12 protein-coding genes are annotated in these 15,063 nt (G+C 73.9%); 5 read left to right on the top strand and 7 right to left on the bottom strand.

Annotated elements, in window-relative coordinates:
• Positions 1-2,056, top strand: a 2,056-nt coding sequence (locus E1289_RS40250) for a bacterial transcriptional activator domain-containing protein (protein WP_207929255.1), incomplete at its 5' end; no start/stop codon positions are given.
• A gap of 31 nt (positions 2,057-2,087) precedes the next feature.
• Here E1289_RS40250 and E1289_RS30415 read toward each other — a convergent pair.
• The 4 genes from E1289_RS30415 to E1289_RS30400 form a co-directional block, all read right to left on the bottom strand.
• On the bottom strand, positions 2,088-3,269 hold the full coding sequence (locus E1289_RS30415) for a YncE family protein (protein ID WP_131986339.1): 1,182 nt from the start codon (positions 3,267-3,269) through the stop codon (positions 2,088-2,090).
• A 164-nt stretch (positions 3,270-3,433) separates the two neighbouring features.
• On the bottom strand, positions 3,434-4,489 hold the full coding sequence (locus tag E1289_RS30410; protein ID WP_131986337.1) for an NYN domain-containing protein: 1,056 nt from the start codon (positions 4,487-4,489) through the stop codon (positions 3,434-3,436).
• A gap of 139 nt (positions 4,490-4,628) precedes the next feature.
• Positions 4,629-4,883, bottom strand: coding sequence for an acyl-CoA carboxylase subunit epsilon (locus E1289_RS30405; protein WP_131986335.1), 255 nt, complete (start codon positions 4,881-4,883; stop codon positions 4,629-4,631).
• 30 nt (positions 4,884-4,913) lie between these two features.
• The gene (locus E1289_RS30400; protein ID WP_131986332.1) at positions 4,914-6,506 is read right to left on the bottom strand and encodes an acyl-CoA carboxylase subunit beta; all 1,593 of its coding nucleotides are present in this window, start codon (positions 6,504-6,506) and stop codon (positions 4,914-4,916) included.
• 77 nt (positions 6,507-6,583) lie between these two features.
• Between E1289_RS30400 and E1289_RS30395 the strand changes: the two genes are divergently transcribed.
• Complete coding sequence (locus tag E1289_RS30395) at positions 6,584-9,208, top strand: phosphoenolpyruvate carboxylase (RefSeq protein ID WP_131986330.1); 2,625 nt, start codon at positions 6,584-6,586, stop codon at positions 9,206-9,208.
• A 19-nt stretch (positions 9,209-9,227) separates the two neighbouring features.
• Here E1289_RS30395 and E1289_RS30390 read toward each other — a convergent pair whose 3' ends face one another.
• Positions 9,228-10,001: an enoyl-CoA hydratase-related protein gene (locus E1289_RS30390; RefSeq protein WP_131986328.1), complete on the bottom strand. Its 774-nt coding sequence runs from the start codon at positions 9,999-10,001 to the stop codon at positions 9,228-9,230.
• Positions 10,002-10,082: 81 nt separating this feature from the next.
• Here E1289_RS30390 and E1289_RS30385 point away from each other — a divergent pair, with 81 nt between their 5' ends.
• Together E1289_RS30385 and E1289_RS30380 are read left to right on the top strand one after the other, a co-directional pair.
• Positions 10,083-10,940, top strand: a complete 858-nt coding sequence (locus E1289_RS30385; protein ID WP_243713250.1) for a biotin--[acetyl-CoA-carboxylase] ligase — start codon at positions 10,083-10,085, stop codon at positions 10,938-10,940.
• A gap of 123 nt (positions 10,941-11,063) precedes the next feature.
• The gene (locus E1289_RS30380; RefSeq protein ID WP_131986324.1) at positions 11,064-12,089 is read left to right on the top strand and encodes an adenylate/guanylate cyclase domain-containing protein; all 1,026 of its coding nucleotides are present in this window, start codon (positions 11,064-11,066) and stop codon (positions 12,087-12,089) included.
• An 18-nt stretch (positions 12,090-12,107) separates the two neighbouring features.
• Here E1289_RS30380 and bfr read toward each other — a convergent pair whose 3' ends face one another.
• On the bottom strand, positions 12,108-12,605 hold the full coding sequence (gene bfr / locus E1289_RS30375; RefSeq protein ID WP_131986342.1) for a bacterioferritin: 498 nt from the start codon (positions 12,603-12,605) through the stop codon (positions 12,108-12,110).
• Between the two features lie 103 nt (positions 12,606-12,708).
• On the bottom strand, positions 12,709-12,999 hold the full coding sequence (locus E1289_RS30370) for a (2Fe-2S)-binding protein (protein WP_131986322.1): 291 nt from the start codon (positions 12,997-12,999) through the stop codon (positions 12,709-12,711).
• 225 nt (positions 13,000-13,224) lie between these two features.
• On the opposite strand from E1289_RS30370, the gene glgX reads away from it, so the two are divergent.
• Positions 13,225-15,063: glycogen debranching protein GlgX (glgX, locus tag E1289_RS30365; RefSeq protein ID WP_207929254.1), on the top strand; the 1,839-nt coding region annotated here is incomplete at its 3' end.

Genomic DNA, 15,063 nt, shown 5'->3' with positions numbered 1-15,063 from the left:
CGCACCCACCGCGCCCCAGCCGACCGTGCCGGAGAAGCAGGCGCCGGAGAAGGGGGCGCCGGCGCAACCGCCCGTCCACGGCGGCCCGTCCGGCGAGATGGGCGGCGACGCCGAGAGCGGCGGCGCGTCCGTGCCCGGCCAGGACGCGGACCGGCAGGACGACACCGGCGGGGCGCTCGACATCGGCTGGCCGCAGGGCCTCGCGGCCGCCTCGCTGCTCGCCGCCGGGCTGGTCGTCGCGCTCGGCCGGCGGCGCCGCGTCCAGCTGTGGCACCGGGCGTTCGGAAGGATGATCGTCCGGCCGGAGGGGGCGGCGGCCGAGGCGGAGCAGGCGCTGCGGCTCGGCGCCGACGACGAGTCGGCGCGGCTGCTCGACCTCGGGCTGCGGCACCTGTCGAAGTCGATGGCGGCGGGCGGCCGCACGCTCCCGACCATCTACGGCGTGCATCTCGGCAGCCCGCACACCGGGCCGGGCAGCCTCGACCTGTGGATCGCGCCCGCCGACCGCAATCCCCCCGCGCCGTGGCAGGCGTTCGACGACGGCCAGGTGTGGCGGCTGCACAGCGAGGCGCTGCCGGAACTGGAGGCCGCCGACCTCGGCGACGTCCTCGCGCCCTACCCCGGCCTCGTGTCGATCGGCACGAACGACAACGGCCGGATCCTGGTCGACCTGGAGGCCGCGCACGGGCTCATCGCGCTGCGCGGCCCCGACGACGTCCGCCGGGCGGCGCTGTCGGCGATCGCGATGGAGCTGGCCACCAACCGCTGGTCCGACCACATGCGGATCACGCTCGTCGGGTTCGACGGGGAACTGGGCGAGGGCCTGGCGGAGATCGCGCCGGACCGGGTCCGGGCCGTGCCGACGCTCGCGGACGCGCTGCCCGAGCTGGAGGGACGCGCCGAGGAGGTACGGCAGGCGCTGGCCGCGTCCGGCGTCGACTCGGTGCTCACCGGGCGCTGCCGCGGCGTGTTCGGCGAGGCGTGGATGCCGCACTATCTGATCATGGCCGCCCGGCCGTCGGAACGGGAGGCGGACCGGCTCGTCGCGCTCGCCCGCACCGGGACCCGGATGGCCGCCGGCTATCTCGTCCCCGGCGACGTGCAGGGCGCCACCTGGACGTGGGACGTCGACGAGGGCGGCCGCCTCCAGGCGGGCGTGCTCGGCTTCGACGTGGCCGCGCAGCTCGTCGCCGACGACGACTACCGCGGCGTGTTCGAGCTGTTCCGGGCGGCGGGCCGGCTCGACTCCGTCGAGCTGCCGGGCCTCGCCGGCGGGGCGGAACCGCCGAGCGCGCACGAGTCGTCGGTCGACATCCGGCTGCTCGGCCCGATCGAGGTCGAGGCGCCGGGGCCCATGGACGACGACCGCCGCGCGCTGTGCACCGAGCTCCTGGTGTACCTGGCGGCGCACCCGGAGGGCGTCCACCCCACGGTCCTGTCCGGGGCGATCTGGCCGCGCGGGGTGACCCCCGAGGTCCGCGACGCGTGCGTGGCGCGCGTGTCGGACTGGCTCGGCCGGGACGCGCGGGGCCGCCCGAACCTCTACACCGACGAGCGCGGCCGGATCCGGCTCGGCTCGGAGGTGCGGGTCGACCTCAACGTGTTCCGCTGGCTGGTGTGGCGGTCGGCGGCGGAGCCCGGGTCGGAGACGGCCTACATGGCCTACGCGCTCGACCTGGTCCGCGGCCCGCTCCTCGCCGACCGCCCGCGCGGCCGGTACGCGTGGCTGGCCGACCACGACCTGGAGTACGAGGCTTCCGCGCGGGTCATGGACGTGGCGCACCGGCTCGTCGTGCTGCGGCTGGACGAGGGAGACGCCCGCGGCGCGGTGAGCGCGGCGCGCGCCGGCCTGCGGCTCGCCCCCGAGGACGAGGGCATGTGGCGCGACCTGCTCCGCGCGACCCACGCGACCGGTGACGTGGCCCAGCTGCGGGTGGTCGTGGACGAGCTGCGCGCCCGCGTCGGACGCGACCCGTACCTCGACCGGCTCCAGCCGGAGACGGAGTCGCTGGTGGAGGAGCTGCTCCCCGACTGGCACAGCGTCAGCATCCGCTGACGCGGCCCCGCGGCCTCCCGTGGGCGGGCGGCTACCGGTAAAGGCCGGTGCCGCCCAGCGAGAACCGGCCGGGCTGCGGATGGACGGCCAGGCCCGCCGGGCGCACCCCGACGCGGACCCTTCGCACGACCTGTCCCGTCCGGGTGGACACGGTGTAGACGAGGCCGCGGGGGTCGGCGAGCCACAGCGCCGTCCCGTCCCGCGACATCCCGCCCGGGATCGGTGTGCCGCCGCCGGGCAGCGGCCAGCGGGAGGCGACCCGCCGGGTGCCGAACCGGACGGTGGTGAGCGTCCCGCTGCCGACCACGAACAGGCGGCGCGCGTCCCGGCTGACCGACAGGCCCCGCGCGCCCGGCCCGGTGCGGACGAACCCCCGCACGGCGAACCGGCCGGCGTCCACGAGCCAGACGCCGCCCCGCACCGGGTCGGCCACGTAGAACAGGGTCCCGTCCGGCGACAGCCGCAGATCGCCGGGCCGCGCCCCCGCCGGGAGCCGGACCGTCCCGGAGACGCGGCCGCTCGCGAGGTCCACGCGGGCGAGCGCACCGGCGGGACCGCACGTCGCCACCAGCGCCGACCCGTCCGGCGTGAAGTCGGCGTACCCGGCGGCGCACGGCAGCGGAACCGACCCCTTGCGCCGCATCGTGTGCGGGTCGCGCACGTCGACGCGGTGCGGCCGGTGGGCGAGGACCAGCGCGTGCCGCCCGTCCGGGGAGAAGTACAGCGCGGCCGGGGCCCCGGCCCGCACCGGGCGGCCGCGCACGCCGCCGCGCGGCCCGAACGGGACGAGCGTGCCGTGCGCGGGGCCGGCGGCCCAGAGGCGCCGCAGGTCCCAGGACGGCACGACCCGCGAGGCCGCCGCGCCGGTGTGCAGCCGCCCGACGGTCCGGAGCGTGCGCGGGTCGATGACGTCGACGGCCCGCCCGTGCGCGACGTAGAGCCGCGCGGGCATGCCCCGCGCGTGCGGAGCGATCATCCCGGGCCCGGTGGCGGCGTAGACGTGCCCGCCCGCGGGTGCCACCGGAACTCCGCCGCCGGACGGCCCGGGGCCGGGGGAGGGGTCACCGCGTCCGCGCGCGTCGGTGTCGGGGCGCGCGCTCAGGTACGGCGCGGGGCCGCCGAGGCCCACGACGGGGCCGTCCGGGGGCCCCTCCCCGGGGCGGTGGAACGGGACCGGCGACTCGCACCCGGCCAGGAGACCGCAGGTCAGCACGGTGCATGTCAGTACGGCGGACGGGAGCGCGGCCCGTGATCGTCCTGCTTGGCGTCCCTGCACGGTCTCCCCCTCACACGGCGGGGACCCTACCGGGGGGCGACCGTCGGTGTCCGGTCAACCGCGAAACGTGTTCGCGCCGGCGGCGGGACGGCGGGACGGCGCTAGTCGGACTTGCCGAAGCCGATGCCGAACTCGCGGTACACGCGCTCCCAGAAGCCGTCGCGCAGCCAGGTGCGGGCCTCCTGGTAGGGGCGCAGCGACGAGCCCAGTTCCTTCTCGGCCTCGATCAGCAGTTCCTTGTCGATGACGGGCGGCAGGATCGGGCCGGGCAGCAGGTCGCGGATGTTGTCCCGCCCCCGCTCGAAGATCCACTTCTGCGCGACGTGCTCGCCTATCTCCAGCATGTGGTCGCGGTCGGGCCCGAGCTTGCCGTCGCTCGTGGCGGGAGCGGAGTTCATCGACGCCGCCACCGTCGCGGGCGTCGCACCGGCGGGGACCGTCACGGCGGTGCGGACGGTGCCGGGCGGCGGCTTCACCGCCGGGGGGCGTCCCGCGAACACCTGCGACGGCGACGGGACGGGGCTGGTGCGCTGCGCGGCGGCCGCGGCGTCCCGGACGGCGGCGGCGCTCCCGGGCGCGGGGACCGGCAGGACCTTCGCCTTGGTGAAGTAGGGACGCAGGAAGTCGGCGGGCAGCACCTCGACCGTGTCCGACTCCCACACCAGCCACTCGGCCTGGTTCGAGCCGTGCGTCGGCTCGACCCCCCACAGGTGCACGCGGACGCCGTAGCGCTGGGCGGCCTCCACGGCGGGCAGCATGTCCTCGTCGCCTGCGAGCAGTACCGCGTCGGTGATGGCGCGGTGCCGGGCGAGGGCCTCCAGGTCGGCGCGGAGCTGGGCGTCCACGCCCTTCTGCTGGCCCTGGGCGTTCAGGTTCCCGAGCCGCAGCTTCACCAGCGGCAGGTTCGCGATGACGCGCTGGTCGACGGTCGGCTGCCGCTTCGGCGCGGCGTCGAACCAGTACACCCGCAGCAGTTCACCGAGTAGCTGGTCGTCGGCGTGGCTGGTCAGCGCCTTGATCAGTTTCTCCGCGGCGACGCGGTACTCGCGCCTGGACCCGCAGCTGAGCAGCAGGGCACCGGAGGCCGCGTAAAGGTATCCCGCGTCGACGAAAATCGCGTACCGCGCGGGCTGTGGAACGAACTCCGAGGTGGCCATGGCCTTCCACCTTATTCGTGCCGGGCCGCCGCCGGGTGTGAACCACGGTGACAACGTCGCGTCCGCGGCCCGGCGGGCGGCCCGCCCGGTGCTCCACCTGCACCGGCCGGTGCAGGTGGCGGCGCCGGTGGCGGCGGGGTCAGCGCGGCAGGGCGCTGGCCCGCCACGCGCCCGCGCCGCGCGGCCGGAGGTCGTGCGCGGGCGCCGCGCGGACCAGCCGGGAGCGGTCCGACCAGCGCGACGGCCGGGCCCCGCCCGCGCCCGGCCCGCCGCCGTCCCGGGCGGCGGCGGCCGCCCGCGCGCGGGCGGTCAGCACGGCCACGAGCGCCGCGATCTCCGCCGGGCCCGGGTCGCCCCGGACGATCTGGAGGAAGGGCTTGTCGTCAGCGGTCACGGATTCTCCTGACCTCCTGGGAGGGTCGGGTCAGAGCGGGATGTTCCCATGCTTCTTGGGCGGCAGCGTCTGCCGCTTCTCGCGCAGCGCCCGCAGCGCCCGCACGACCTGCCCGCGCGTCTCCGAAGGCTTGATCACGTTGTCGATGTAGCCGCGCTCGGCCGCGATGTAGGGGTTGGCGAGGGTGTCCTCGTACTCGGTGATCAGCTCGGCGCGGCGGGCGTCCGGGTCGTCCGCGGCGGCCAGCTCCCGCCGGTACAGGATGTTGACCGCGCCCTGCGCGCCCATCACGGCGATCTGCGCGGTCGGCCACGCGAGGTTGATGTCGGCGCCGAGGTGCTTGGAGCCCATGACGTCGTAGGCGCCGCCGTACGCCTTCCGCGTGATGATCGTGACGAGTGGGACGGTCGCCTCCGCGTAGGCGTACAGCAGCTTCGCGCCGCGCCGGATGATCCCGTTCCACTCCTGGTCGGTGCCGGGCAGGAAGCCGGGGACGTCCACGAACGTCAGCACCGGCACGTTGAACGCGTCGCACGTCCGCACGAACCGCGCGGCCTTCTCCGACGCGTCGATGTCGAGCGTCCCGGCGAGCTGCATCGGCTGGTTGGCGACGATGCCGACCGAGTGGCCCTCGACCCGCCCGAACCCGACGATGATGTTCGGCGCGTACAGCTCCTGGACCTCCAGGAACTCGCCGTCGTCCACGACGTGCTCGATGACGGTGCGCATCTCGTACGGCTGGTTCGGCGAGTCGGGGACGAGGGTGTCCAGCTCCTCGACGAGCTCCGCGGGGTCGACCGGGACGTCGAACGCGGGCGCGTCGGAGAGGTTGTTGGACGGCAGGTAGGACAGCAGCGCCTTCACGTACTCGATCGCGTCGTCCTCGTCCGCGCCCCGGTAGTGGGCGACACCGGACTTGGAGTTGTGCGAGTGCGCCCCGCCGAGCTCCTCGAACGTGACCTCCTCACCGGTCACCGTCTTGATCACGTCGGGCCCGGTGATGAACATGTGCGAGGTCTGGTCGACCATGACGATGAAATCGGTGATCGCCGGGGAGTACACGGCGCCGCCCGCGCACGGCCCCATGACCAGCGAGATCTGCGGGATCACGCCGGACGCGTGCACGTTCCGCTTGAAGATCTCGGCGTACAGGCCGAGCGCGACCACGCCCTCCTGGATCCGCGCGCCGCCGGAGTCGTTGATCCCGATCACCGGGCAGCCGGTCTTGACCGCGTGGTCCATGACCTTGCAGATCTTCTCGCCGAAGACCTCGCCGAGGGAGCCGCCGGAGACGGTGAAGTCCTGGCTGAACACGGCGACGGGGCGCCCGTCCACCGTGCCGTGGCCGGTGACGACGCCGTCGCCGTAGGGGCGGTTCTTCTCCATCCCGAAGTTCGTGGAGCGGTGCCGCGCCATCTCGTCGAACTCGACGAACGAGCCGGGGTCGAGCAGCGCGTCGATCCGCTCCCGGGCCGTCATCTTGCCCTTGGCGTGCTGCTTCTCGACGGCGCGCGCCGAGCCGGCGTGCACGGCCTCGTACCTGCGCCGTTCCAGATCCGCGATCTTTCCCGCCGTGGTGTGGACGTCGTACTCCACCGGGGGTTCAGGGGCTTCCGTCGCCATGCGGGCCAGGGTAACCGGACACTGATGGCGCGGATGCGGGCGGGGGCCGCTCACCGGGTCTGGTTACGCTGGGGCGGGTGGCTACGAAGACGCGTGAGACCTTCCGGCAGGACCTGCCCGAACCGCTCCGCCGCGATGTGCGGCTGCTCGGCGCGATGCTGGGCGACGGACTTGTGGAATACGGCGGCCAGGGGCTGCTCGACGACGTCGAACGGCTCCGCCACGCGGTGATCGCCGCCCGCCGCGGCGAGACGACCGGCGCGGAGGTCGCCGCCATCGTCGACGGCTACCCGCTGGAACGTGCCGAGCAGGTCGCCCGCGCGTTCACCGTCTACTTCCACCTGACGAACCTCGCGGAGGAGCACCACCGCATCCGGACGCTGCGGGAGCGCGACACCGGCGACACCGTGCCCGGTTCGGTCGCGGCCACCGTCCAGCACATCCGCGCCTCCGGGGACGGCGACCTGGCAGACCTCGTCGAGGGCCTGGAGTTCCGTCCCGTCTTCACCGCCCACCCGACCGAGGCCCGGCGCCGCGCCGTCGTCACCGCCATCCAGCGCGTCAGCGACCTGATGACGCGGCTGGACGGCGCGCCCGGCGCGTCCGAGCGGGCGGAGATCGAGCGCAGCCTGCGCGAGGAGATCGACCTGCTGTGGCGGACGGCCCTGCGCCGCGGCACCCAGCTCGACCCGCTGGACGAGGTCCGCACCGCGATGGCCGCGTTCGACGAGACGCTCTTCCGGGTCGTCCCGCACATCTACCGGGCCCTCGACCGCGCGCTCGACGGGGAGCGCACCGGCACCCGCCCGCCGAAGGCCCGCCCCTATGTGCGGTTCGGCAGCTGGATCGGCGGCGACCGCGACGGCAACCCGTACGTCACGGCGCAGGTCACCCGGGACGCGGTCATGATCCAGGCCGACCACATCCTGCGCGCGCTGGAGAACGCCTGCGGGCGCGTCGGCCGCGAGCTGACCGTCCACGAGACGACCACGCCCGCGTCGGCGGAGCTCCGCGACCTCCTCGCCGCCGCCCGCACCGCGCATCCCCGGCTGCTCGCCGAGATCGCCAAGCGGTCACCCGGCGAACCGCACCGCCAGGTCCTGCTGCACGCGGCGGCGCGGATCGCCGCGACCCGCGAACGCGACGCCGACCTCGCCTACGGCTCCCCGGACGAGCTGCTGGCCGACCTGCGCACCGTCCAGGACTCCCTGGCCGGGGCGGGCGCGGCCCGGCAGGCGTACGGGCGCGTCCAGCAGCTCGTCTGGCAGGTCGAGACGTTCGGCTTCCACCTGGCGGAACTGGAGATCCGGCAGCACTCCGAGCTGCACGAGACGGCGCTGCGGGAACTGGGCGCGGGCGGGCCGCGGTCGGAGATGACCGAGGAGATCCTCGAAACCCTCCGCGTCGTCGCGTGGATCCAGGGCCGCTTCGGCGTCCGCGCCTGCCACCGCTACATCGTCTCGTTCACCCGCTCCGCGGAGGACGTCGCCAACGTCCACGAGCTCGCCGCGTCCCTCGGCGACCAGGCGCCCGTCCTCGACGTCATCCCCCTCTTCGAGACCGGCGAGGACCTCGAACGCGCCCCGTCCGTCCTCGACGGGATGCTGGAGATCCCGGCCGTCCGCCGCCGCCTGGCCGACACCGGGCGCCGGCTGGAGGTCATGCTCGGCTACTCCGACTCGGCCAAGCAGCTCGGCCCGGCCAGCGCGACCCTCCGCCTCTACGACACGCAGGAGGCGCTCGCCGCGTGGGCGGCCCGCAACGACATCAGGCTGACGCTGTTCCACGGCCGCGGCGGCTCGCTCGGCCGCGGCGGCGGCCCCGCCAACCGCGCGATCCTGGCGCAGGCGCCGGGCTCGGTCGCGGGCCGCTTCAAGGTCACCGAGCAGGGCGAGGTCATCTTCGCCCGCTACGGCCGGCGCGAGATCGCCGGGCGGCACGTCGAGCAGGTCACCAGCGCGGTGCTGCTCGCCTCGACCGGCGAGGTCCAGGACCGCGCCCGCGCCGCCGCCGCCCGCTACCGCCCGCTGGCCGACGAGATCAGCGAGGCCGCGCGGGCGGCGTTCCGCGCGCTCATCGAGACCGACGGCTTCGCCGCCTGGTTCTCCCGGGTCAGCCCGCTGGAGGAGATCTCGGAGCTGCGCATCGGCTCCCGCCCGGCCCGCCGCAAGGCCGCCCGCGGCCTGGAGGACCTGCGCGCGATCCCGTGGGTCTTCGCCTGGACGCAGACCCGCGTCAACCTCCCCGGCTGGTACGGCCTGGGCAGCGGCCTCGCCGCCGTCTCCGCCGACGGCGAAGACCTCACGGAACTCCGCGACGCCTACGAGTCCTGGCCCCTCTTCAACACGCTGCTGGACAACGCCGAGATGAGCCTGGCCAAGTCCGACCGCGCGATCGCCGAACGCTACCTGGCCCTGGGCGGCCGCCCCGACCTCTCCGAGACCGTCCTGACCGAATACGACCGCACCCGCCGCCTGGTCCTGGCGGTGACGGACCACGACCGCCTCCTGGAGAACCGCCGCGTCCTCTCCCGGGCCGTCGAACTGCGCAACCCGTACGTGGACGCCCTCTCCCATTTGCAGCTCCGCGCGCTCACGGCTCTCCGCGCGGGCGTCGCGGACGAGGAGGAGCGCGCCCACCTGGAGACGCTGCTCCTCCTGTCCGTCAACGGGGTGGCCGCCGGCCTGCAGAACACCGGCTGACCCGGCCGGCCCGGCCCGGTCAGGACGGCCACTCGGGCCTGCGCTTCTCGTTGAAGGCGGCGATGCCCTCGCGGCGGTCGGCGGAGGCCGCGGCGGTGCGCCAGGCGTTCTCCTCCAGGTCGAGCCCCGCGTCGAGGCCGACGCCGCCGCCCTGGCGGAGGGCGCGCTTGGCGGCGCGGACGGCCACCGGGGAGTTCCGCGCGATCGTGCCGGCCAGCGCCAGGGCCTCGTCGCGCGCCGCGCCCGCGGGGACCTTGCGGTCGGCGAGCCCGAATTCGAGGGCCTCGTCGACGCTCAGCCGGCGGCCGGTGAAGACCAGGTCGGCGGCCCTGGCGGGGCCGAGGCGGCGCAGGGCGAGCTGCGTCCCGCCGCCGCCGGGGACGAGGCCCACGCTCACCTCGGGCAGCCCGAACACGGCCGTCTCGTCCGCGACGATCAGGTCGGCGGACAAGGCGAACTCGCAGCCGCCGCCGAGCGCGAACCCGTGCACGGCGGCGATGACCGGCTGCGGCAGGTTGAGGACGCCGCCGAACGCGGCCCGGAAGACCGGGCGCTGGGCCATGATCTCCGCGTCGGTCATTTCGTTGCGCTCCTTGAGGTCGGCGCCGACGCAGAACGCCCGCTCGCCGGCGGCGCTCAGCACCGCCGCGCGGACCGAGGCGTCCGCCGCCACCTCCGCGCACACGGCCGCGAGCCGCCGCGCCATCGCCGTCGACAGGGCGTTGAGGGCTTCCGCCCGGTCCAGCACGATCTCCGCGACATGCCCGTCGCGCCGCAAGGTCACACCATCCATGGACGGCACCCTAACGAGCCCGGGACGCGTTGCCGGACGCCCGTCCCCGGGCTCGGGCGGGACGTGGGGTTTGATGGGTGGGTGAGTGATTCGGCTTATGGGGATCTTGAGCGGCCGCCGCTGCACGAGGCGGCCCTGCGGCGGGCGCTCGTCCGGGAGGGCGGGCTGTGGCGGGAGATCCGCGTCGTGGCGGAGACGGGCTCGACCAACGCCGACCTCGCGGTGCGGGCGGGTGCCGGTGCGCCCGAGGGCACCGTGCTGGTCACGGAGATGCAGACGGCGGGCCGCGGCCGGCAGGGCCGGTCGTGGTCGGCGCCGCCGCGGTCCGGGCTGATGTTCTCGATGCTGCTGCGGCCGGCGGTGCCGGTGCCGGCGCTCGGGTGGGCGCCGCTGCTGACCGGCGTCGCCGTCGCGACCGCCGTCCGGCGCATGACGGCGTGGGCGGAGGAGGGGGCGGGGTTCCTCGCCGGCGGCGACGTCGCCGTGGACGCGCGGCTCAAGTGGCCGAACGACGTGCTGGTCGGGGAGCGGAAGCTCGCGGGGATCCTCGCCGAGAAGATCGACGGGGGCCTCGTCATCGGGGTGGGGCTGAACGTGGGGCTGCGGGAGGCGGAGCTGCCGGTGCGGACGGCGACGTCCCTCGCGATCGAGGGTGCGCCGCTGAGCGACCGGGCGCCGCTGCTGCGCGCGATCCTGCGCGAGTTCGCGACCTGGTACCGGGAGTGGACGGCGCTCGGCGGTGATCCGGAGAGCAGCGGGCTGCGTACCGCGTACAAGGACCTGTGCACCACGCTCGGCCGCGGGGTGCGGGTGGAGCTGCCCGGCGGGCGGACGCTGGCCGGGACGGCGCGGGACGTGGACGGGACGGGGCGTCTGGTGGTGGCGGGGACCGGCGGGGACAGCGCGGTGAGCGCGGGCGACGTGGTGCACGTCAGGTGAACGGGGAACGGCGATCCACGGTCCGGACGTTGACCGTCATGCTGATCTGCGACGATATGTCCCGGTACCGATCCATGACGGCGGTGTCCCGGTCCGGGGCGGCGGCGGGCTGAGGGGCGGAAGATGGCGGCCGGATTGCCGGATCCGAAGGAGATCGAAGAGCTCCTGCTCGGGGGCGAGCTGTGCTACACCCGGGTCGACGCCGTCCGCTTGGCGGGGGTGTCGCGGGAGTTCTCCGGGAAGGTCTGGCGGGCGTTCGGCTACCCGTCGATGCCGGACGACGCCGTCGCCTACACCGCGGGCGACGTCGCGGCGCTGGAGCGCCTCGGCCGCCTCGTCGCCGACGGGATCCTGGACGAGGACGGGGTGATCCGGCTGGTCCGCGCCTTCGGGCAGACCATGAGCCGGCTCGCCGAATGGCAGGTCAGCCTGCTGCGCAGCATGCTGCCGCAGGAACCGGGCGAGGCGCCGTCCGCGGAGGCGGTCGAGACGATCGTCGACATCGCGCAGAAGCACATCGGGGAGTTCGAGCCGCTGGTCGTGCACGCCTGGCGGCGGCAGCTCGCGGCGGCGGGGACCCGGGCGCTCGGCACGGCGGCGACGCGGCAGAACGGCGACCCGGCCGGGCGGCCCATGACCACGGTCGGGTTCGCGGACATGGTGTCGTTCACGCAGGTCAGCCGGGAGCTTGAGGAGATCGAGCTGGCCCGGGTGGTGGAGTGGTTCGAGGAGACCGCCGCCGACATCGTCGCCTCGCTGGGCGGCCGGCTGGTGAAGACGCTCGGCGACGAGGTGCTGTTCAGCGCGGAGACGCCGGAGGTCGGCGCGGAGATCGCGCTGACGGTGGCGGCGGCCATCCAGGACGAGACCGAGGTGCCCGACGTCCGGGTCGGCGTGGCGCACGGGCCGGTGCTGCCGCTGATGGGCGACGTGTTCGGCACGACCGTCAACCTCGCGGCGCGGCTCACCTCCCTGGCGCGTCCCGGCTCGGTCGTGATCGACGGCGAGCTGGCGGCGCGGCTGGAGAAGCGGCCGGCCTACGAGGTGACACGGATCGTGCGGCGCCCGGTCCGCGGGCTCGGCATCATCCAGCCGTACGTGCTGCGCCGCAATCCCGCGGCCGATCCCGCGGGCCCGGCGGCGACCTAGCGGTCCGGGGGGCAGCGGTCAGACGGGTGCGTTGCCGTCCTCACCGGGGTACCCGGTGAGCCGCTGCTTGTAGTTCTGCTCGCCGAGCTCCCGGACGAGGCTCAGCTCGGTCTCCAGGTAGTCGATGTGCTCCTCCTCGTCGGCGAGGATGTCCTCGAAGATCCGCGCGGAGGTGACGTCGCCGCGGGAGCGCATCAGTTCGATGCCCGGACGCAGCCTGGCCACGGCCTCCATCTCGATGACGAGGTCCGCTTCGAGCTGCTCCACGATCGTCTGCCCGATCCGCAGGACGCCGATCTTCTGGTAGTTGGGGAGTCCTTCCAGGAACAGGATCCGGTCGGTCAGCCGCTCCGCGTGCCGCATCTCGTCGAACGATTCGTCGCGGGTGTGCTTGGCGATGCGGGTGAAGCCCCAGTGCTCCTGCATCTTCGAGTGCAGGAAGTACTGGTTGATCGCCGTGAGCTCCGCGGTGAGCTGCTCGTTGAGCAGCGCGATGATGTCCTTGTCGCCTTCCATGGCCTCCATGCTTCCATGGTCGGCGGGTTCTCGACAGCACTGACCCCCGCGATGGCGTCCTCCGCCCCTCGCGGGCGGCGCCATGCGGGTGTCCGGCGGCGGTTCAGGCGGCGGTCTGCGGAGCGGCCCCTCCCTCGGCGACGTCGGGAATGATCTGCGGAGCGGGCGGCGCCTCCGGGACGGCGGCCAGGGGCAGCGGGCCGCCGGTGAGGGCGTCCGCGAGCTCGCCGGCCGTGCGGTACTCGCTGACCATCGCGTGGATGCGCTTGGTGCACATGCCGCACCCGGGCTTGAAGCCGCAGGCGGCCTTGACCTCTTTGGCGGTCGTGCAGCCGTCCGCCAGGCAACCGTGAACGTCGTCCTCCGTGACGACGTTGCAGATGCACACGTACATCGGCTTCGCGGACCTTTCGTGCGGCGCTGGACCCACTCCTCGTGCCCCACCTGGGAGCTTAGGGCACCCTCATTAAGGTAAGGCTCCCCTAAGGTAGCTCAGCCATGTCCGTTCTGGCCAGAGGCATCCCAATCCGTGCCGGTGTGATCTAAAGCGCAGCGGGAAAGGCTCTCCCGTGCGCCGCCGCGTCCGAGACGGCGGCGCGTCATGACGAGGAGCGGGACAGTGGCGCAGATCTGGCCAGGGGACGCCTACCCGCTCGGGGCCCGGTTCGACGGGGCCGGCACGAACTTCGCCGTCTTCTCCGAGGTGGCGGAGCGGGTGGAGCTGTGCCTGTTCGACGGGCCGGCCGGCGACGGCGAGGAGATCCGGATCGACCTCCCGGAGGTGGACGCCTTCGTGTGGCACGGGTACCTGCCGGGCATCATGCCGGGGCGCAGGTACGGCTACCGGGTGCACGGACCGTACGACCCGCCGCGGGGGCAGCGGTGCAACCCGGCGAAGATGCTTCTCGACCCGTACGCGCAGGCCATCGAGGGCGCGGTCGACTGGGACGAGGCGTGCTTCGGCTACAACTTCGGCGACCCGTGGTCCCTGAACGACGCCGACTCGGCCGGGCACACGATGCGGTCGGTGGTCGTCAGCCCGTACTTCGACTGGGGCGACGACCGCCCGCCGCGGATCCCGTACCACGAGACGGTCATCTACGAGGCCCACGTCAAGGGGCTCACCGCCCGGCACCCGGACATCCCTCCCGGGCTGCGCGGCACCTACGCGGGCCTCGCGCACCCCGTGATCATCGATCACCTGCGCTCGATCGGGGTGACGGCGGTGGAGCTGATGCCCGTCCACCAGTTCGTCCACGACGACGCGCTGACGAGCCGCGGGCTGCGCAACTACTGGGGCTACAACACCATCGGCTTCTTCGCCCCGCACAACGAGTACTCGTCGTCGGGCCACCGGGGCGAGCAGGTGCTGGAGTTCAAGGCGATGGTGAAGGCGCTGCACGAGGCCGGCATCGAGGTGATCCTGGACGTCGTCTACAACCACACCGCCGAGGGCAACCACCTGGGCCCGACGCTGTCGTTCCGCGGCCTCGACAACGCCTCGTACTACCGGCTCACCGAGGACGACCGCCGCTACTACATGGACACGACGGGCACCGGGAACAGCCTGCTGATGCGCAGCCCGCACGTGCTGCAGATGATCATGGACTCGCTGCGGTACTGGGTGACCGAGATGCACGTGGACGGGTTCCGCTTCGACCTCGCGGCGACGCTCGCCCGCGAGCTGCACGCGGTCGACCGGCTGGCGGCGTTCTTCGACCTCGTCCAGCAGGACCCGGTCGTCTCCCAGGTGAAGCTGATCGCCGAGCCGTGGGACATCGGCGAGGGCGGCTACCAGGTCGGCAACTTCCCGCCGCTGTGGACGGAGTGGAACGGCCAGTACCGCGACAGCGTGCGCGACTTCTGGCGCGGGGAGCCGGGCGCGCTGCCCGACTTCGCGTCCCGGCTGACGGGGTCGTCCGACCTGTACGCCGACGACGGCCGCCGCCCGATCGCCTCGATCAACTTCGTGACGTGCCACGACGGGTTCACGCTGCACGACCTCGTCTCCTACGACGGGAAGCACAACGAGGCCAACGGCGAGGGGAACCGGGACGGCACCGACGACAACCGGTCGTGGAACCACGGCCATGAAGGGCCGACCGACGACCTGGACGTCCTCGCGCTGCGCGAGCGGCAGAAGCGCAACCACCTGACCACGCTGTTCCTGTCGCAGGGCGTGCCGATGCTGCTGCACGGCGACGAGATGGGCCGGACGCAGGACGGCAACAACAACGCCTACTGCCAGGACAACGAGCTCTCGTGGGTCGACTGGACCGGGCTGCGCCAGGGCATGTTCCCCGACGAGCGCGGCCCGCTGCTCGACTTCGTCCAGCGGCTGTCCCGGCTGCGGACGGAGCATCCGGTGTTCCGGCGGCGGCGCTTCTTCCTCGGCAACCGGCGGCAGAAGGGCGGCCCGGCTGCGAAAGCCGGTTCGGGGGCCGGTTCGGGGCCGGGC

The sequence above is a fragment of the Actinomadura sp. 6K520 genome (genome assembly GCF_004349245.1).
Classification (GTDB): domain Bacteria; phylum Actinomycetota; class Actinomycetes; order Streptosporangiales; family Streptosporangiaceae; genus Spirillospora.
Note: the sequence above shows the minus strand (reverse complement) of the source record. Positions and strands in the feature narration are given on the sequence as shown.

Bases quoted from the DNA above. Each gene is read 5' to 3' on its own strand.
- E1289_RS30410 (WP_131986337.1), bottom strand. From the start codon at position 4,489: ATGGCCACCTCGGAGTTCGTTCCACAGCCCGCGCGGTACGCGATTTTC.
- E1289_RS30400 (WP_131986332.1), bottom strand. From the start codon at position 6,506: ATGGCGACGGAAGCCCCTGAACCCCCGGTGGAGTACGACGTCCACACC.
- E1289_RS30390 (WP_131986328.1), bottom strand. From the start codon at position 10,001: ATGGATGGTGTGACCTTGCGGCGCGACGGGCATGTCGCGGAGATCGTG.
- E1289_RS30380 (WP_131986324.1), top strand. From the start codon at position 11,064: ATGGCGGCCGGATTGCCGGATCCGAAGGAGATCGAAGAGCTCCTGCTC.
- bfr (WP_131986342.1), bottom strand. From the start codon at position 12,605: ATGGAAGGCGACAAGGACATCATCGCGCTGCTCAACGAGCAGCTCACC.
- E1289_RS30370 (WP_131986322.1), bottom strand. From the start codon at position 12,999: ATGTACGTGTGCATCTGCAACGTCGTCACGGAGGACGACGTTCACGGT.